The sequence below is a fragment of the Pseudomonas vranovensis DSM 16006 genome (assembly GCF_000425805.1).
Lineage (GTDB): Bacteria > Pseudomonadota > Gammaproteobacteria > Pseudomonadales > Pseudomonadaceae > Aquipseudomonas > Aquipseudomonas vranovensis.
This window is the reverse complement of record NZ_AUED01000003.1, coordinates 449,275-467,019: the sequence shown is the minus strand read 5'-3', so window position 1 is coordinate 467,019 and position 17,745 is coordinate 449,275. Positions and strand designations below refer to the sequence as shown.

The 17,745-nt window shown below is 61.7% G+C and carries 17 protein-coding genes; 10 read left to right on the top strand and 7 right to left on the bottom strand.

Annotated elements, in window-relative coordinates; genetic code table 11:
- Positions 1-7 precede the first annotated feature (7 nt).
- Entirely contained in the window at positions 8-886 is an 879-nt protein-coding gene (gene dapA / locus H621_RS0109190) for a 4-hydroxy-tetrahydrodipicolinate synthase (protein ID WP_028943106.1), read from the bottom strand.
- 260 nt (positions 887-1,146) lie between these two features.
- On the opposite strand from dapA, the gene H621_RS0109185 reads away from it, so the two are divergent.
- Complete coding sequence (locus H621_RS0109185; RefSeq protein WP_028943105.1) at positions 1,147-1,707, top strand: glycine cleavage system transcriptional repressor; 561 nt, start codon at positions 1,147-1,149, stop codon at positions 1,705-1,707.
- 10 nt (positions 1,708-1,717) lie between these two features.
- Positions 1,718-2,191, top strand: a complete 474-nt coding sequence (locus tag H621_RS0109180) for a peroxiredoxin (RefSeq protein WP_028943104.1) — start codon at positions 1,718-1,720, stop codon at positions 2,189-2,191.
- Positions 2,192-2,233: 42 nt separating this feature from the next.
- On the opposite strand, the gene H621_RS0109175 is transcribed toward H621_RS0109180, so the two are convergent.
- Both H621_RS0109175 and H621_RS0109170 read right to left on the bottom strand, forming a co-directional pair.
- Positions 2,234-3,304 (bottom strand): AI-2E family transporter, encoded by a 1,071-nt coding sequence (locus H621_RS0109175; RefSeq protein WP_028943103.1) that lies wholly within the window; start codon positions 3,302-3,304, stop codon positions 2,234-2,236.
- Positions 3,305-3,329: 25 nt separating this feature from the next.
- Positions 3,330-3,569 (bottom strand): sulfurtransferase TusA family protein, encoded by a 240-nt coding sequence (locus H621_RS0109170; RefSeq protein WP_028943102.1) that lies wholly within the window; start codon positions 3,567-3,569, stop codon positions 3,330-3,332.
- A 109-nt stretch (positions 3,570-3,678) separates the two neighbouring features.
- Here H621_RS0109170 and H621_RS0109165 point away from each other — a divergent pair, with 109 nt between their 5' ends.
- A complete protein-coding gene (locus H621_RS0109165; RefSeq protein ID WP_028943101.1) occupies positions 3,679-5,109 on the top strand; it encodes a M48 family metalloprotease in 1,431 nt (476 codons plus the stop codon).
- A gap of 77 nt (positions 5,110-5,186) precedes the next feature.
- Here H621_RS0109165 and nadA read toward each other — a convergent pair whose 3' ends face one another.
- The 4 genes from nadA to H621_RS0109145 form a co-directional block, all read right to left on the bottom strand.
- Positions 5,187-6,245, bottom strand: a complete 1,059-nt coding sequence (gene nadA, locus H621_RS0109160) for a quinolinate synthase NadA (protein WP_028943100.1) — start codon at positions 6,243-6,245, stop codon at positions 5,187-5,189.
- Between the two features lie 238 nt (positions 6,246-6,483).
- The gene (locus H621_RS0109155; protein ID WP_028943099.1) at positions 6,484-7,983 is read right to left on the bottom strand and encodes a YdgA family protein; all 1,500 of its coding nucleotides are present in this window, start codon (positions 7,981-7,983) and stop codon (positions 6,484-6,486) included.
- Positions 7,984-8,035: 52 nt separating this feature from the next.
- Positions 8,036-8,905 (bottom strand): isocitrate lyase/PEP mutase family protein, encoded by an 870-nt coding sequence (locus H621_RS0109150; RefSeq protein ID WP_028943098.1) that lies wholly within the window; start codon positions 8,903-8,905, stop codon positions 8,036-8,038.
- 92 nt (positions 8,906-8,997) lie between these two features.
- The gene (locus H621_RS0109145; RefSeq protein ID WP_028943097.1) at positions 8,998-9,909 is read right to left on the bottom strand and encodes a helix-turn-helix domain-containing protein; all 912 of its coding nucleotides are present in this window, start codon (positions 9,907-9,909) and stop codon (positions 8,998-9,000) included.
- Positions 9,910-10,083: 174 nt separating this feature from the next.
- Here H621_RS0109145 and H621_RS0109140 point away from each other — a divergent pair, with 174 nt between their 5' ends.
- From H621_RS0109140 to H621_RS0109110, 7 genes are all read left to right on the top strand, one after another.
- On the top strand, positions 10,084-11,442 hold the full coding sequence (locus tag H621_RS0109140; RefSeq protein ID WP_028943096.1) for a glutamine synthetase family protein: 1,359 nt from the start codon (positions 10,084-10,086) through the stop codon (positions 11,440-11,442).
- A gap of 45 nt (positions 11,443-11,487) precedes the next feature.
- Positions 11,488-12,576 (top strand): polyamine ABC transporter substrate-binding protein, encoded by a 1,089-nt coding sequence (locus H621_RS0109135; protein WP_028943095.1) that lies wholly within the window; start codon positions 11,488-11,490, stop codon positions 12,574-12,576.
- A gap of 14 nt (positions 12,577-12,590) precedes the next feature.
- Complete coding sequence (locus tag H621_RS0109130; RefSeq protein ID WP_028943094.1) at positions 12,591-13,886, top strand: NAD(P)/FAD-dependent oxidoreductase; 1,296 nt, start codon at positions 12,591-12,593, stop codon at positions 13,884-13,886.
- Between the two features lie 105 nt (positions 13,887-13,991).
- Positions 13,992-14,402, top strand: coding sequence for a hypothetical protein (locus H621_RS0109125; RefSeq protein WP_051270486.1), 411 nt, complete (start codon positions 13,992-13,994; stop codon positions 14,400-14,402).
- 31 nt (positions 14,403-14,433) lie between these two features.
- Complete coding sequence (locus H621_RS0109120) at positions 14,434-15,837, top strand: DUF1254 domain-containing protein (protein WP_036989613.1); 1,404 nt, start codon at positions 14,434-14,436, stop codon at positions 15,835-15,837.
- Positions 15,838-15,864: 27 nt separating this feature from the next.
- The gene (locus H621_RS0109115; RefSeq protein ID WP_028943091.1) at positions 15,865-16,758 is read left to right on the top strand and encodes a transporter; all 894 of its coding nucleotides are present in this window, start codon (positions 15,865-15,867) and stop codon (positions 16,756-16,758) included.
- 9 nt (positions 16,759-16,767) lie between these two features.
- Positions 16,768-17,745, top strand: coding sequence for an AAA family ATPase (locus tag H621_RS0109110; RefSeq protein ID WP_028943090.1), 978 nt, complete (start codon positions 16,768-16,770; stop codon positions 17,743-17,745).

The window sequence follows — 17,745 nt, the reverse complement described above, 5'->3', positions numbered from 1 at the left end:
TCCTCAATTAAAACTGCAGGCCGCACTGGCGCATGGCCTGGCGTACCGTATCGTGACAGGATTCGCTCAGCCAGGTCAGCGGCAGGCGGATGCCCTTGTGCATCAGGCCCATTTCAACCAAAGCCCACTTCACCGGAATCGGGTTGGCTTCGACGAACAGGTCTTTGTGCAAAGGCATGAGTTTTTCGTTGATGGCGCGGGCTTTTTCGGCATCGCCTTCAAGCGCGGCTTCGCACAGGTCGGCCATTTCGCGCGGGGCGACGTTGGCGGTGACGGAGATGTTGCCTTTGCCGCCCATCAGGATCAGCTCAACGGCAGTCGGATCATCGCCGGACAGTACGATGAAGTCCTTGCTCACGCCGTCGAGGATGGCCTTGGCGCGCTTCAGGTCGCCGGTAGCTTCCTTGATGCCGATGATGTTCGGCACGGTTGACAGGCGGATCACGGTCTCGGCCTGCATGTCGCAGGAGGTGCGGCCGGGAACGTTGTAGAGGATCTGCGGGATGTCGACGGCTTCGGCAATGTGCTTGAAGTGCTGGTACAGGCCTTCCTGGGTCGGTTTGTTGTAGTACGGGACGACCAGAAGGCAGGCATCGGCGCCGGCGTCCTTGGCGTTCTGGGTCAGGTGTACCGCTTCGCTGGTAGAGTTGGCACCGGTACCGGCGATCACCGGGATACGCCCGCCGACCTGCTTGACCACGGCCTTGATGACTTCAATGTGCTCATCGACATCCAGGGTTGCCGACTCGCCGGTGGTACCGACCGCAACGATGGCATGGGTGCCGTTTTTCAGGTGGAAGTCCACGAGTTTGCTGAGGCTGTCCCAGTCCAGACGCCCTTGTGCATCCATGGGTGTGACCAATGCCACCATACTGCCCGCAATCATGAAACTGCTCCTGCCGGAAAAAGAGAGCGGTAATGGTACTGGCGCCACCGGGCTTGCACAAGCGAAGCAGAAGGCCGGAGCATTCCCCTCGGCGGCCATTTTCGCTACCCTTCTCTCTTTGATCGGTACACAGCGGCCCGCCGGGCTGCCGACAACCTGCGCAGGCAGTGCCCAAAGCCTCGATCCTGAGCCCCGGGACCACGCCCTCCCGCCGATTTGCCCCGTCAGGTACCGACCGCTCATCGCTTTAGGAATGCTGCATGTCCACCCCCACCGTTCGCGAACAATTCCTTGTCATCAGTGCCCTGGGCGCCAATCCCATGGAGCTGACCAACATTCTGTGCCGGGCCAGCAACGATAATCGCTGCTCGGTCGTGACCTCGCGCCTGACCCGCCATGGCGAGTGCAGCGCCCTGGTCCTGCAGGTTGCCGGCAGCTGGGATGCCCTGGCGCGTTTCGAGGCAGCCCTGCCGGGCCTGGCCAAGAAACACACCTTCACCGTGAATGTGGTCCGCAGCGCCGAACTTGAAGTGCGCCCGCTGGCCCTGCCGTACGTGGCCTATGTCAGCGCCGCCTATCGCCCGGACATCATCAACGAGCTGTGCCAGTTCTTCATCGACCACCATGTGGAACTCGAGAACCTGACCTGCGACACCTACCAGGCGCCACAGACCGGCGGCACCATGCTCAACGCCACCTTCACCGTGACCCTGCCGGCCGGCACGCAGATCAGCTGGCTGCGCGACCAGTTCCTGGACTTCGCCGACGCCCTGAACCTGGACGCTCTGATCGAACCTTGGCGCCCACAAAACCCATTGTAAGGAAGCCCTCATGGCCGTAGAACTCGACCAACCCGTCGCCGATTTCCAGGCCCAGGCCACCAGTGGCCAGAGCATCAGCCTGGCGAACCTGGCGGGCAAGCAAGTGGTGCTCTACTTCTACCCCAAGGACAGCACTCCGGGCTGCACCACCGAAGGCCAGGGTTTCCGTGACCAGTACGCAGCCTTCCAGGCGGCCAACACCGAGGTGTTCGGCGTGTCCCGTGACGGCATCAAGTCGCACGAGAACTTCAAGGCCAAGCAGGCCTTCCCCTTCGAGCTGATCAGCGACAAGGACGAGACCCTGTGCCAGCTGTTCGACGTAATCAAGCTGAAGAAGCTGTACGGCAAGGAATACCTGGGCGTGGACCGCAGCACCTTCCTGATCGACAAGGACGGTGTGCTGCGCAAGGCGTGGCGTGGTGTGAAGGTGCCGGGGCACGTGGATGCCGTGCTGGCTGAAGCGCAGGCGCTGAACGACAAGTAGACCGATCGCGGGGCACGTCGAGACGTGCCCCGCGATGCCTGTTCAAAGCAACGGTGCTACCACCGGCTCCTGCCTTGGCCAGGCATCCAGCACGGCCTTGAACAAGGTTGCCAGCGGAATCGCGAAGAAGATCCCCCAGAAGCCCCACAAACCACCAAACAACAACACCGCACAGATGATGGCCACCGGGTGCAGGCTCACTGCCTCGGAGAACAACAGCGGTACCAGCACGTTGCCATCGAGCGCCTGAATGATTGCGTACACCGCCATCAAGTAGATGAACTGGTCGCCCCAGCCCCACTGGAACAGCGCGATCAAGGTCACCGGCACCGTCACCACCACGGCGCCGACATACGGCACCACCACCGACAGCCCCACCAGCAAGGCCAGCAATGCCGCGTAGTTGAGCCCCAGGGTGATGAAGGCGATGTAGGTCGCTACGCCGCAGATCAGAATCTCGATACCCTTGCCACGGATGTAGTTGGCGATCTGGCGGTTCATTTCTTCGGCCACCCGGGTCATCAATGCACGCTCGCGCGGCAGGTAGCCACTGACCCAGCGGGCAATCAGCTCGCGGTCCTTGAGGAAGAAGAACACCAGGATCGGCACCAGCACCAGGTAGATCATGATGTTGACCAGCAACGGCAGGCTGGACAACGAGAAGGTCAACGCCCACTGGCCGAACTTGCCTATCTCCCCGCGCATGGCCTCGATGGCCCGCAGTACCTGCTCATCAGACACCAGGTGCGGATAGCGCTCAGGAAGCAACAGCAACAGCGACTGCCATTTGCCGAGCATGCCTGGCAGTTCATTGAGCAGGGTAATCAACTGATGCCAGAGCAACGGCACCAGCACCAACAGGAAGACCCCAAGCGCCGCCATGAACAGGGCGAACACCAGGCCGACTGCGTAGCGGGTCGGCACCCGCAGACGTTCCAGGGCATTGACCAGGCCCTGCATGAGAAACGCCAGGACCATACCCGCCAGCACCGGCGCCAGCATGCCGCCCAGGGTAAGGACGGCGGTAAACGCCAGAAACAGCAAGACCGCCAGCACCACGGCTTCTTCGTCAGAGAAGTAGCGTTGCATCCAGTCGCGAAGCACCTTGAACATTGACGATCCTTAAGGGGAGAAAAACTCAGGCCTTGCGCAGCCAGTAGGTGTACACGCCACCCTCGGCTGTTTCGAGCAGCAGCGTATGACCGGCCAATTTGGCAAAAGTGCGGAAGTCGCGCTGGGATCCTGCATCGGTCGCCACCACCTTGAGCACTGCGCCGCTGCCCAGGCGATTGAGCTCCATCTTCGCCTTGAGCAGCGGCAGCGGGCAGTTCAGGCCGCTGGCGTCGAGTTCGGCATCAAAGGTCGGGTTATCGCTCATCGGGGTTCTCCAGGCAGGCACGTTCAATCGAGCCCGCTAGAATACCGCCACTGGTCGCCGACGTGTGAGCGGGCTACAGTAAGGCTCTTTGTCGACCAGAGCTTCGTGCATGAATTTACTGCGCCCTACCCTGCTGACGCTGGCCTGTTTGATGGCGCTACCCAGCCATGCCGACGACCTGCCGTCACTCGGCGACGCCAGTTCTGCGATTGTGTCCCCCCAACAAGAACACCAGCTGGGCCGCGCCTGGCTCAGTTTGCTGCGGGGCAACGTCAATCAGCTGAACGACCCCCAGCTCAAGGATTATGTCGAGACCAGCGTCTATCGCCTGGCCGAAACCAGCCAGCTGCAGGACCGCCGCCTCGAATTCATCCTTATCGACAGCCGAGAACTCAACGCCTTCGCCGCCCCCGGCGGGATTGTCGGGGTCAACGGCGGCCTGTTCCTCAACGCCCAGACCGAAGGCGAATATGCCTCGGTACTGGCCCACGAACTGGCTCACTTGTCGCAACGCCACTTCGCCCGGGGCGTCGAGGCCCAGCAGCGCATGCAACTGCCGATGATGGCGGCACTGCTCGCGGGCATCGTCGCTGCCGCAGCCGGCGCAGGCGACGCGGGTATTGCCGCGATTGCCGGTACCCAGGCTGCCGCCATCCAGGAACAACGGCGCTTTTCCCGACAGAACGAACAGGAAGCCGACCGCATCGGTATCCTCAACCTGGAAAAAGCCGGGTACGACCCGCGCAACATGCCCAGCATGTTCGAACGCCTGATGCGTCAGTACCGCTACGATGCCAAGCCGCCGGAGTTCCTCCTCACTCACCCGGTGACCGAATCGCGTATCGCCGATACCCGCAACCGCGCCGAGCAGGCACCCAAAGGCGGTACCGAAGACAGCCAGCGCTATCAACTGATTCGCGCCCGCGTTGCCCTGATCTATGAAGGCACCCCGGGCCTGGCCGCCAAGCGTTTCCGTGCCCAGCTGGACGAAAACCCGAACATGGATGCAGCCCGCTATGGCCTGGCCTTGGCCCTGATCAAGGGCGGCCAGCTCAACGAAGCACGCGAAAGCCTCAAGCCGCTGCTGGCCAAGGCCCCCAACGACATCACCTACAACCTGGCGCAGATCGACCTGGAGATTACCAACAACCGCCTGGCCGATGCCCAGCAGCGGGTTGATCGCATGCGCGCCCTGTACCCGGCCAACTACCCGCTGCAACAGGCGCGGATCGACCTGCTGCTCAAGCAGAACCGCCCCGCCGAAGCGGAGAAGGCGCTGGATGCGTTGCTCAAGAATCGTCCGGAAGACCCGGATGTCTGGTATGACGTGGCAGAAGTGCGAGGACTGGCCGGCAACACGGTCGGCCTGCATCAGGCGCGTGCCGAGTACTTTGCCCTGGTGGGTGACTACGACCAGGCGGTTCAGCAGCTCGACTACGCCAAGCAGCGGGCAGGCAACAGGGTGCTGAAGGAGAAGATCGACGCGCGTCAGCGTGAGCTGATGGAGCAACAGCGCATGGTCAAGGAAATGATGCGCTGAGGTCCTCAAATGCATCGCGGGGCAAGCCCGCTCCTACCATGATCCGGTAGGAGCGGGCTTGCCCCGCGATCTGTGCATCAAGCGTTACCGGACAACTTCATCCGCGCCGCCTGGGTAAAGTCGAGCATGCGCTTGAGCGGCTTGATTGCCTGGGGAATCAGCGCAGGTTCCACGAAGATCTCATTGCTACCTTCACGCAAGCACTGCAAGGTGCGCTCCAGCGTGTTCATCGCCATCCACGGGCAGTGGGCGCAGCTGCGGCAGGCCGCACCGTTGCCGGCCGTAGGCGCTTCGATGAAGATCTTGTCCGGGCACAGCTGCTGCATCTTGTAGAAGATGCCGCGGTCGGTCGCCACGATGAAGGTCTTGTTCGGCAGCGTTTGCGCCGCGGCAATCAGCTGACTGGTCGAGCCCACGGCATCTGCCAGATCAATCACCGCCTCAGGCGACTCCGGGTGTACCAGGATCGCGGCATCGGGGTACAGCGCCTTCATGTCGGCCAGCTGGCGCGACTTGAACTCTTCATGAACGATGCAGGCACCGTCCCACAGCAGCATGTCGGCGCCGGTCTGCTTCTGGATGTAGCGACCCAGGTGCTGGTCTGGCCCCCAGATGATGGTCTCGCCGTTGTCCATCAGGCTCTCGACGATTTCCAGCGCGCAACTGGAAGTCACCACCCAGTCGGCCCGGGCCTTGACCGCCGCGGAAGTGTTGGCATAGACCACCACGGTGCGCTCCGGGTGCTGGTCGCAGAACGCCGAAAACTCGTCCACCGGGCAACCCAGGTCAAGCGAGCAGGTCGCTTCCAGGGTTGGCATCAGCACGCGCTTTTCAGGGTTGAGGATCTTGGCGGTTTCGCCCATGAAGCGCACGCCGGCGACGATCACGGTGCTGGTTTCGTGCTTGTTGCCAAAGCGGGCCATTTCCAGCGAATCGGACACGCAACCGCCGGTTTCCTCGGCCAGGGCCTGGATCACAGGATCGCAGTAGTAATGGGCAACCAGCACCGCATTCTGCGCCTTGAGTTCGGCGGCGATGGCGGCGCGGTAGTCGGCCTCTTGCTCGGGTGTCAGCGGCTTGGGCTGCTTGGCATCGAGGTGGGCTTGGACCAAAAGGCGTTCGGAAATCTGGGTCATGATCGCTGGACCTGCAGGCGCCTGTGCGCGTAAGTCGAGTGTATCACCGAGCCCTGGCAAATCGGCTACAGGCTCTGCGAGCAAGGCGCTGAACGGCGCTGCAGGCAGAACCAAAGACCTTCTGCGGCCTCGGGTTTTTATGGGATGCCGAAGGCTACAGTTAATCGGATGAATTCAAAAGGTTTTTTTAGTGAAACAAGCCCCGGTGCGACAGACCTGCCGCACCGGGGCTTGTTTTTCAGCCTCGTGGCTGGAGCGCCCCGAGGTTGGCCATGATCAGGTGGGCGAATTGCTCGACGGTCATCTTCTGGCCGTTCAAGTCCACCATCCCATCGGCGTAATGCACGCTGGACAGGATGTCATTGCCCTGCACCGTGGCCATCTGGCTTTGCAGTGCAATCATGCCGACCATTTCGCCGGTCTGGGCGACTTGCTGGGCCTGGATCTGCGCCTCGCTCTGGCCCTGCAGACGCGCCTGCAAGGCAGCCAGGTCGCCGATCATCGGCTTGGACAACTGCAGCTTGCTCTGCACCTGGGTGATCATCTGCCGGTACAGCTCATCCTGTGGCAGTTCCAGTGAAGCCGGTTTGTCCAGGTCGACGCTCAAGCTGAAGCGGCTTTCACCGTTGGCCGTCTTGAACGACAGGTTCTCCAGGGCGAACTGCGGCTTGGCGGCCAGCACCTTTTGTACATCGGCACTGACCTGGGCCTTCTCCGCCTCGGTCATCGGCACCGATGGCATTGCCTGGCCCCGGGCCTGGGCGGCCTGCAATTCCGGCAGGCGCTTCTGGTACCAGGCGATCAGTGATTGCATGGCTGGCACGTCGATGCGCTTGAAGCTCAAGAGCATTTCGCTGGACCCCACCGGCTTGGCGTCGAAATTGATATCGCCCACCTTGTAGGCCACTTTTCCGGTCAGGGTATCGCCATTGATCTCGGAGGCGGCGTTCTGTTCAAGTTGCTTGATCACCAGCACTTTCTGCTGCTCGCCCAGCACCGCCTTCGTCTCAGCCACTCCCAGCGCGCTGGTACCGACGTAGTAGCCAAATTCGGTCTTGCTCATATCCCCCGTCAGTTTCAGCCCGGAGACCTCCACGTTCCACGGCGCGCGCCCCGGCTCCAGCACATTCAGGCTCACGTTCGCGGAATGGCCATTGAAGGTGACCTGCCCGGCATCCTTGGTACCCGTGGCACGCACCTCCAGCCCCGAGAACTTCAGCACCGAACCGCCCGCGTCTGTCCATTGCATCGGCGGCATGGTCACCGTGCTGTCGGTCGAACCGTCGTAGCCCAGGCTGGTCTGGCCCTGCAACGGCGCCACCCCACCACTGACAACGAACAACTCGGCGCTGCTGGCGTCCTTTTCCAGGGTGTAGTTGCTGGCAGCCATGACCGGCATGAGTTTCAACGCCTTGAGCCGCGTCCAGGGCAACGGACCATGCTCGATACGATCGACAAAGCCCAGCTCGAAACTGTGCGGCTCATCGCCGACCATCAGGTCGTTGACCTTGATCCGGTAACGAGCGGTGCTCGAATACAGATGCGACTCCAGCGATATCAGCTCCAGGTTTGCGCTGCCACCGACCCCAACCATCGACTGCTTGAGCTGGACGTTGGATTGGGCAATGGCATTGTCGAGCACCTCAGGCAATTGCTTGCCGGTGTACCAGGCGCCTGCCGTACATACTGCGGCCACGGCGACGACGAGCCCTGACAGTACACCCACTGTTTTCTTCATGAATTATTTCGCTTGTCCATTTGTAGGGAATTGCTGCTGCAAGGCCTGTGGCCTATTCGTTGACGTCCATGTACTCGCGGGCCCAGACGATGTAGTCGCCAGGCACCGTGTAGGTATGGGTAAGTTCGGTAGCGCTGAGGTCCGAGGCGCTGCTGGTGATCCGGCGTTGTTCGCGCAGGCAGTCGTAGGTGGCCTTGATCGCGGCAAAGTAGGCTCCGTGGCCGTCCACGGCAATGCGCACACCCAATTGCGCCAGGCGCGCATCATCGTGCAGTTGCGGGTTGCCGTAGGTCACCAGCATCAGCGGCACGCTCAGGTGCGAGGCGATTTGCTCAAGGTGCTCGAAGTCACGGATGCCGACCATGCACAGTGCGTCGGCACCAGCGTTCTGGTAGGCCACGGTACGCGCGATCACCTCTTCGACCGGAATCAGTGCGGCGTTGGTGCGGGCGATGATCGCAAGCTCCGGATCGACACGCGCCTCCAGGGCCGCGCGGATCTTGCCGACGCCCTCGGCAACGCTGATCAGGTCGGTGGACTTGCGCCCGAATTGCGCTGGCAGCAGGGTGTCTTCGATCGTCAGCGCGGCGATACCGGCGCGCTCGAGCTCGGTCACCGTGCGCATCACGTTCAATGCGTTGCCATAGCCGTGGTCGGCGTCGGCGATCACCGGCAACTGGGCCACCCGGCCAATCCGTGTGGCCTGCTCGGCGAACTCGCTCAAGGTGATAAGGGCGAAATCAGGTGCGGCAAGCACCTGCAGGGAAGCGACCGATCCACCCAGGATGCCCACTTCGAAACCCAGGTCGGCAGCGATACGCGCCGACATCGGGTCGAACACGGAGGCCGTGTGGTAGCAGGCAGGAGAAGCAAGGAGTTTACGAAACGCGCGACGCAGGTCTTGGTGGGAGGCTCTTGGCATGGTCTTTCCAATCTATCGACTTCATTTATTGGAGAGAACATACCACTGCGGCCCGGTTGCCCGACAGGGTCAGATAGATGGCTATTTGTGTCTCAGGTGTGTCGATGTGCTCGTTTGAGTGTTTCGCTGGGCAATTCCTTGAACAATTGCTGGTAGCTGCTGGAGAACCGTCCGAGGTGCCAGAACGACCAGTGCATGGCGACTTCGGCGACCGTACTGTCCCCCGCCTTGCAACTCAACAGCTCGCGCCGGGCGCTGTTCAGGCGGCGCAGGCGCAGCCAGTGGGCAGGGGTCATCCCGGTGTAGGTCTTGAAGGCTTGCTGCAATTGACGCAGGGGGACTTCGGCGACCTGCGCCAGCTCCAGCAGGTTGAGGGTTTCTTCCGGGCAGTCACCGGCCCATTGGCCGATCCGACGCATGATCAGGCGCTCTTCGGAACGGCGCCACAAGGCGCTGCGATCCAGGCAGACACTCGCGCTGTCGAGAATGAACAGGCAATCCTGAAGCAACTGCTCGGCCAATCCTTCGCGGCTCGGCGGGTCGACCTCCTGTCCCAGGCGCGTCAGGGTGCCGCTCAACCAACGGCTGAACAGTGCGTTCTGCATGGAATTGAGCGGAGCCATGAACAGCCCCTCCAGGCGCGCGATGTCGACCCGGTGGCGTTGAACGAACTCAGGCCCGAACACCACGGCCACTTCCTGGTAGTTCTCCGGGGTGATCCAGATGTTGCGGCTTTCGCCATTGAGCAGGTACAGGCTGTTGTCCGTGCGGTCGAAGCAGAATGTCAGGGCGCCGGGCGGGGCACGAAAGCTCTGCTCTACCCGTGTGTTCATGGATTCTTCGTAGATCTCCACGCCTTCAAGTTCCAGGCAACGGATGCGGCCGGCGAAATGCCCTGGCGACATCTGCTGGTAATGCACGGTCCAGTTCGGCGACGCGCGCTCTTGCTCAATCACGGTGGCGGTGCTGAAAGCCTGGACCTGAAACGGATTTGGCACTGTCATGAGCTGCTCTTTATGCACTCTTTTGGTGCATTTTATTCTGCGAAAAGTGGATAGATCGAATGCGCAAGCGTCACCCAAGATAGCCCTCAACGCGCTGCAGGGGAAGTCGTCCAGACGGCATACCAGCCTTGATCGCTGGTCCTGGCGCGTAATAAAACCAATAACGAGGTCTTTATGAATGCCCCTTTCGATCAGCTGTCTGCGTGGCTGAAAGAACACAAGATTACCGAAGTCGAGTGCGTGGTCAGTGACCTGACCGGTATCGCCCGCGGCAAAATTGCACCCACCAACAAGTTCCTGCATGAGCGAGGCATGCGCCTGCCGGAAAGTGTGTTGTTGCAGACGGTAACCGGGGATTTTGTCGACGACGATATCTACTACGACCTGCTCGATCCCGCCGACATCGACATGGTCTGCCGCCCGGACTCCTCGGCGGTGTACATGGTGCCGTGGGCTCTGGAACCCACCGCCATCGTTATCCACGACACCTTCGACAAACAAGGCAACCCCATCGAGTTGTCGCCGCGCAACGTGCTTAAAAAGGTCCTCAAGCTTTACGCAGACAAAGGCTGGCAACCCATCGTCGCCCCCGAGATGGAGTTCTACCTGACCCAGCGCTGCGACGACCCTGACCTGCCGCTGCAAGCGCCGCTGGGCCGTTCGGGCCGCGCCGAAAGTGGCCGGCAGTCGTTCTCCATCGATGCTGCCAACGAATTCGACCCACTGTTCGAAGACGTCTACGACTGGTGCGAAGCCCAGGGCCTGGACCTGGATACGCTGATCCACGAAGACGGCCCGGCACAGATGGAAATCAACTTCCGTCACGGCGACGCGCTGGACCTGGCGGACCAGATCACCGTGTTCAAACGCACCATGCGTGAGGCTGCGCTCAAGCACAACGTCACCGCCACCTTCATGGCCAAGCCGGTGGGCGATGAGCCAGGCAGCGCCATGCACCTGCACCAGAGCGTGATCGACATCGCCACCGGCAAGCCGATCTTCGTCAACGAAGATGGGCAGATGAGCGAACTGTTCCTGCACCACATCGGCGGCCTGCAGAAGTACATCCCCAAGGTGTTGCCGATGTTCGCCCCCAACGTCAACTCGTTCCGCCGCTTCCTGCCCGATACCTCGGCACCGGTGAACGTCGAGTGGGGCGAGGAGAACCGCACCGTGGGCCTGCGCGTACCGACGTCCAGCCCCGAGGCCATGCGCGTTGAAAACCGCCTGCCCGGCGCCGACGCCAACCCCTACCTGGCCATTGCCGCCAGCCTGTTGTGCGGCTACCTGGGCATGGTCGAGAAGATCAACCCCAGCGCCCCAGTGCAGGGCCGTGCCTACGAGCGTCGCAACCTGCGGCTGCCGATCACCATCGAGGATGCCTTGGCAAACATGGAAGACTGCCCGAGCATCGAGCAGCACCTGGGCAGCAAGTTCATTCGCGGCTACGTGGCGGTCAAGCGTGCCGAACATGAGAACTTCAAGCGGGTGATCAGTTCGTGGGAGCGCGAGTTCCTGCTGCTCAGCGTCTGAGCCCCGTAGCAAACATCGAAAAAAACAATTCGAAGAGGTGTCGACATGCGTTCATTGAAAACAGTTGCAAGTGCAACCCTGGCGCTGCTGGTCAGCGCCGCGGCCCAGGCCCAGCCCAGTGTCAGCGTGTACAACTGGACCGACTACATCGGTGATACCACCCTGGCGGACTTTCAGGGCAGCACCGGTATCAAGGTCATCTATGACGTGTTCGACTCCAACGAAACCCTGGAAGGCAAGTTGCTGGCCGGTCGTACCGGCTACGACGTGGTGGTGCCTTCCAACCACTTTCTCGCCCGCCAGGTAAAAGCCGGCGCGTTCCTGAAGTTGGACCGCGAGCAACTGCCGAACTGGAAGAACCTGGACCCGGTGCTGCTCAAGGCCCTGCAAGAGAACGACGCCGGCAACCAGCATTCGGTGCCCTACCTGTGGGGCACCAACGGCATCGGCTACAACGTCGACAAGGTCAAGCAGGTACTGGGCGTCGATCACATCGACTCGTGGGCGGTGATGTTCGAGCCTGAGAACCTCAAGAAACTCAGCAAGTGCGGCGTGTCGTTCATGGACTCGGCCGATGAGCTGTTCCCCGCAGTCCTCAACTACATGGGCATGGACCCCCGCAGCAACAGTGTCGAAGACTATAAAAAAGCCGAGGCCAAGCTGCTGACCCTGCGCCCGTACATCACCTACTTCCATTCCTCCAAGTACGTCTCGGACCTCGCCAACGGCGACATCTGCGTAGCCTTCGGTTACTCCGGCGACGTGTTCCAGGCGGCCAACCGCGCCAAGGAAGCCAACAACGGCGTCAATATCGCCTATGCCATTCCCAAGGAAGGCGCCAACCTGTGGTTCGACCTGCTGGCCATTCCCGCTGACGCCAGCAACCCGAAAGAGGCCTATGCCTTCGTCAACAACCTGCTCGATCCAAAAGTGATTGCCAAGGTCAGCACCTCCGTCGGTTATGCCAACGCCATTCCAGCGTCCCAGCAGTACATGGACGCCGACCTGGTCAAGAACCCCGAGGTGTATCCACCGCAGGCGGTGCTGGACAAGCTTTACGTTTCCAACACCCCGACCCCGCAGATCATGCGGGTGATGACCCGCTCCTGGAGCAAAGTGAAGTCGAACAAATGAGCCAGGGAGCCTCTATGAATCCTGCTGCGCAACATGCCAGCTCCTACTACCGGGCATCGGTCGGACCGATGCCTGAACACCCAGCACTGATTGGAGAACTGAGCGCCGATGTGTGTGTCATCGGCGGCGGCTTCACCGGCGTCAACACCGCCATCGAACTGGCCCAGCGCGGCCTCTCGGTGATCCTGCTCGAAGGCCGGCGCATCGGCTGGGGAGCCAGCGGTCGCAACGGCGGCCAGTTGATCCGTGGCATTGGCCACGAGGTCGAGGGCTTTGCCCGCTATGTTGGCCAGGAGGGAGTCAAGTACCTGCAGCGGGCCGGAATCGAATCGGTCGAGGTAGTGGCCGATAGAATCCGCGCGCACAACATCGATTGCGACCTGCGCTGGGGCTTTTGCGAACTGGCCAACACTCCGGCGCAGTTCGCCGCCTTTCGCAGCGAGCAAGAGAGCCTGGCAGCGCTGGACTATCGCCATGAAACCCAACTGATCGGCCCCGAGCGGATGCACGAGGTCGTGGCGTCCTCGGCGTATGCCGGCGGGTTGATCGATCGTGGCTCGGGCCATCTGCATCCACTCAACCTGGTGCTGGGCGAGGCCCGGGTGGCCGCCTCCCTTGGCGTACGCATCTTCGAACACAGCCCGGTGCTGGAGATCAACCACGGCGCGACCGTGCAAGTACGCTGTGCCCACGGCAGCGTGCGAGCCGGCAGCCTGGTGCTGGGCTGCAACGCCCATCTGGACGAGCTGGAGCCACGCCTGAGCGGCAAGGTGCTGCCCGCCGGCAGCTACATCATTACCACCGAGCCGTTGAGTGCCGCACAAGCCAAGGCGCTGATCCCGCAGAACCTGGCACTGTGCGACCAGAAAGTCGGCCTGGACTACTACCGGCTCACGGCAGACAACCGCCTGCTGTTTGGCGGCGCCTGTCACTACTCCGGACGCGACCCGCTGGATATCGCCGCCTACATGCGACCGAAGATGCTCAAGGTGTTCCCGCAACTGGCCGACACCCGCATCGCGTTCCAGTGGGGCGGCAAGATCGGTATCACTGCCAACCGCTTCCCGCAGGTCGGGCGCCTGTCCCAGCACCCCAACGTGTACTACGCCCAGGGCTATTCCGGCCACGGCCTGAACGTCACCCACTGGACTGCCCGCCTGCTGGCGGAAGCCATCGATGCTGGCCACAGCCAGGGCATGGATGTGTTCAGCGCCGTGCCGCACATGACCTTTCCGGGCGGCAAGGCGTTGCGCTCGCCGCTGCTGGCACTGGGCATGATGTGGTACCGGCTGCGCGAAGTGCTGGGGTGACAGCGGTAGGTAATTCGATTTGCCAACTTGCGACAGACGGATTTGCAGCTACTTTCAGTTAAGTATTTGTTTCAGCGTATGACTGGCCTCGGAGGGAATCGGAGCATGGCTGCAGTTCAGATGTTGTACCGCCCAGGGACCTGGCTGCTTGGCACACTGCTGCTGGCCCTGGCTGGCTGCAGCAGTATCGACGCCCGCACCACCGAATATGTTGGTGCCCCCCATGCTGCGCCCAGCAGCGCCGCCAATGTCGAAGTGCTCCGTCGCGAGCCACTGCGCGCCCATGATCGCCTCGGCGAGATCGTGGTCGACGCCAGTGTCGAGCCGGCGCCACCGATTGCCGAGGTCGAACAGAAACTGCGCGAGGAGGCAGCGAAGATCGGCGGTGATGCGGTGGTCGTGGTCTACGACCGCATCGCGCCGGTTTCGGCCTATGTCAGCGGGCCGCTCTGGGACCGGGACATCCGCACCATTGAAGGGCGCAAGCTCAAAGGCATCGTTATCAAGTACCGCTAGTGCATTGATTTATTGATCAGGCGTTATTGCTATGCAACGGATTACTGCTGCTCACGTCATCTTTCCCTGTGTCTTGCTACTCAGCCAGGCCGCTCAGGCCGAGTTCAACGCCAGCCTCGACGAAGCCCGGCAGATTGCCAAAGAAGCCTATCTGTACGGCTTTCCGGTGGTAGAGATGTACAAGACCCTCTACACCCAGGCGGTAGACAGCGGTAGCCCTGACTACAAGGCGCCCTTCAACCAGATCGGCAACAGCACCAAGGTCTTCACACCCAAAGACACCGCTTTCATCACCCCCAACTCCGACACGCCCTACTCGTTCGTGTGGATGGACCTGCGCAGCGAACCGTTGGTTCTGACCCTGCCAGCCATCGGAGAAGATCGCTACTACTCGACCCAGTTGATCGACATCTACACCCAGAACTTCGACTACCTGGGCACCCGCAGCACCGGCAACAAGGGCGGCAATTTCCTGATAGCCGGCCCTGGCTGGCAAGGGCCGGCCCCGGAAGGCATCGACAAGGTCATCCACAGCGAAACCCAGGTTGTCTACGCCCTGTACCGCACCCAGTTGTTCAACGAGGCAGACCTGGACAACGTCAAAGCCATCCAGCTGGGCTACAAGGTCCAGCCGCTGAGCGCCTTTCTCGGTCAGTCGCCACCTCCGGTCCTGCCGGCCGTGGCCTGGCTCAAACCTCAACCGGACATGACCGAGACACCCGCGCTGTTTCGCTACCTGAATTTCATGATGGCCTTCGCCCCGCCGGTGGAAAGCGAAAGCGAGTTGCTGCAGCGTTTCAGGAAAATCGGCATCGACCCCAACAAGCCGTTCGAAGAAAGCGTGCTGAACGCCGAACAACGCCAAGCCCTGCAAGCCGGCATTGAAGATGGCAAGGCCGAGTTCGCCGCGTTCAAAAAGTCCGACATCGATAGCCACAAGATCAGCAGCGGTGACCTGTTCGGTACCCGGGAACACTTGAACAACAACTACCTGTACCGCTATGCCGGAGCCAGGCTCGGAATTTTTGGCAACTCTGCCGAAGAAGCCAACTACATGGGCTATTTCACCGACAGCAGCGGCAGGCCGGTCGATGCCGGCAAGCAGAACTACACCCTGCACTTCGACAAGGGCCAGTTACCTCCAGCTCGAGCGTTCTGGTCGCTGACAATGTACGACGGCAAAACCCGCCTTTTGGTCGACAACCCACTGGACCGCTACCTGATCAACTCGCGGATGCTCAATCAATTGAAGCGCGACGCCGACGGCGGCCTGACCCTTTACCTGCAGCATGTCTCCCCCGGCACAGCCCGTGAGAGCAACTGGCTGCCGGCACCCAACGGTCCGTTCTACGGCGTACTGCGCCTGTACATGCCTGGCCCGCAAGTGGCCAGCGGTCAGTGGAAACTGCCATTGCTCACGCCAGTGGCGAAATAACCAGATGTCGGCCCCAGGAGCCTCAGCATGAGGATGCGCACAACCGCCACAGCACTGCTGGCCCTGACGCCCTTGATGGCGCAGGCCGACAACGCCCGCGACTGGCAGAACATCCCAACCGACCTGAACATGGTCTTTGGCTACTACAACCGTATCGACGCCAACACCCCTATCGACACCTCGCTGCCGATCGACGGCCTGTCGCTGGATGCCGACCTGTATCTGTTCCGCTATGCCCGCACCTTCGGTATCGACGGGCGCAGCAGCGGTATCCAGTTGCTGCAGACCTATGCCGACGTCTCGGCCTCGTTCGACGATGCGCGCTTTTTCAGTGGCACCAAACACAACGGCGGCATGGGCGACACGCAGATCGTGTTCGCCCACAACTTCTTCGGTGGCCCGGCACTCACCACCGAGGAATACGCCAACTGGACACCGGAAACCTTCATGACCGGTGCGGTCTGGCTGACCATTCCCAACGGCGACTACGACAAGGACCGGGTGATCAACATCGGCGCCAACCGCTGGGTGGTCAAACCGGAAATCGGCTTTGGCACCCCCTTCGGCCCGACCTGGCTGGAGATCAATACCTGGGTCTCGCTGTTTGGCGATAACGACGACTACCAGGGCAGCGGCAAGCTGGAGCAAGACCCGCTCTACGCCGTCGAAGGCCATTACAGCTACACCTTCAACCGTGCGCTGTGGGCCTCGCTCGATGCCACTTACAGCGCCGGCGGCGAAACCAAGATAGACGGTGTGGGCCAGGACAACAAGCAAGAGAACGTAATGCTCGGCGCCAGCATGGGCTTCATGCTTTCGCCCCAGTTCGGCGGCTTGATCGCTTACAGCGACACCGTGTCCGAGCGCAACAAGTCACCAGACGTCAACACCTGGACGTTGCGCCTTAACTATGCGTGGTAGGGGGAAAGGATGAGCGCACTGACAGATATCAAGGCCTTGCACGCCGCCATTGCCGAAACGGTGTTGGGTCAGGACGAGGTGATCCGGCAAATCCTGGTAGGCCTGCTGGCCAACGGGCATGTGCTGCTGGAAAGTCTCCCGGGCCTGGCCAAGACCCGCACGGTCAAGGCCCTGGCCCGGCACCTGGATGCCGACATGAGCCGTATCCAGTTCACCCCCGACCTGCTGCCTTCGGACATCACGGGTGCCGAAGTGCTGCAACAGGTCAACGGCCAGCACCAGGTGCAGTTCCAGGCCGGGCCGTTGTTCGGCAACCTGATTCTGGCCGATGAAATCAACCGGGCCCCGGCCAAGGTCCAGGCAGCACTGCTCGAAGCCATGGAAGAGCGGCAGATTACCGTGGCCGGCAACAGCCACAAACTGCCTGACCTGTTCATGGTCATCGCCACCCAGAACCCCATCGAGCAGGAAGGCACCTACCCCCTGCCCGAAGCACAGATGGACCGCTTCTTGATGAAGGTGCTGCTCGACTATCCGGCCCCCGACAACGAAACCCGTGTGTTGCAGCTGCTGCGCGAAGAAGAACAGAACAGCACCGCCCACGCGGCAGCCAGCACGTTCAGCCTGACCCAGGACGTGGTGTTCCAGGCCCGCCAGGAGATCGCGGCGATCCACGTTTCACCTGCCATCGACCGCTACATGATCGACCTGATCAACGCCACCCGCCACCCCGCCGACTACGACGAAGACCTCGCCCGCTGGCTGCAATTGGGCTCAAGTCCGCGCGGCGGCATCAGCCTGGATCGCTGCGCGCGTGCCGACGCCTGGTTGCAAGGGCAGGATTTCGTTTCGCCCGACAACGTCCGCGCGATGGTCCACCCGGTGCTGCGCCATCGCCTGCAACCCAGCTACGACGCGGTGGCCGATGGTGTCGGCAGCCAGCAGATCCTCGACCGGCTGCTGGACAAGGTCGCCATCCCGGCATGA

Bases quoted from the DNA above. Each gene is read 5' to 3' on its own strand.
- H621_RS0109170 (WP_028943102.1), bottom strand. From the start codon at position 3,569: ATGAGCGATAACCCGACCTTTGATGCCGAACTCGACGCCAGCGGCCTG.
- H621_RS0109110 (WP_028943090.1), top strand. From the start codon at position 16,768: ATGAGCGCACTGACAGATATCAAGGCCTTGCACGCCGCCATTGCCGAA.
- H621_RS0109130 (WP_028943094.1), top strand. From the start codon at position 12,591: ATGAATCCTGCTGCGCAACATGCCAGCTCCTACTACCGGGCATCGGTC.
- nadA (WP_028943100.1), bottom strand. From the start codon at position 6,245: ATGACCCAGATTTCCGAACGCCTTTTGGTCCAAGCCCACCTCGATGCC.
- H621_RS0109155 (WP_028943099.1), bottom strand. From the start codon at position 7,983: ATGAAGAAAACAGTGGGTGTACTGTCAGGGCTCGTCGTCGCCGTGGCC.
- H621_RS0109115 (WP_028943091.1), top strand. From the start codon at position 15,865: ATGAGGATGCGCACAACCGCCACAGCACTGCTGGCCCTGACGCCCTTG.
- H621_RS0109165 (WP_028943101.1), top strand. From the start codon at position 3,679: ATGAATTTACTGCGCCCTACCCTGCTGACGCTGGCCTGTTTGATGGCG.
- H621_RS0109175 (WP_028943103.1), bottom strand. From the start codon at position 3,304: ATGTTCAAGGTGCTTCGCGACTGGATGCAACGCTACTTCTCTGACGAA.
- H621_RS0109185 (WP_028943105.1), top strand. From the start codon at position 1,147: ATGTCCACCCCCACCGTTCGCGAACAATTCCTTGTCATCAGTGCCCTG.
- dapA (WP_028943106.1), bottom strand. From the start codon at position 886: ATGATTGCGGGCAGTATGGTGGCATTGGTCACACCCATGGATGCACAA.
- H621_RS0109135 (WP_028943095.1), top strand. From the start codon at position 11,488: ATGCGTTCATTGAAAACAGTTGCAAGTGCAACCCTGGCGCTGCTGGTC.
- H621_RS0109140 (WP_028943096.1), top strand. From the start codon at position 10,084: ATGAATGCCCCTTTCGATCAGCTGTCTGCGTGGCTGAAAGAACACAAG.
- H621_RS0109125 (WP_051270486.1), top strand. From the start codon at position 13,992: ATGGCTGCAGTTCAGATGTTGTACCGCCCAGGGACCTGGCTGCTTGGC.
- H621_RS0109120 (WP_036989613.1), top strand. From the start codon at position 14,434: ATGCAACGGATTACTGCTGCTCACGTCATCTTTCCCTGTGTCTTGCTA.
- H621_RS0109180 (WP_028943104.1), top strand. From the start codon at position 1,718: ATGGCCGTAGAACTCGACCAACCCGTCGCCGATTTCCAGGCCCAGGCC.
- H621_RS0109150 (WP_028943098.1), bottom strand. From the start codon at position 8,905: ATGCCAAGAGCCTCCCACCAAGACCTGCGTCGCGCGTTTCGTAAACTC.
- H621_RS0109145 (WP_028943097.1), bottom strand. From the start codon at position 9,909: ATGACAGTGCCAAATCCGTTTCAGGTCCAGGCTTTCAGCACCGCCACC.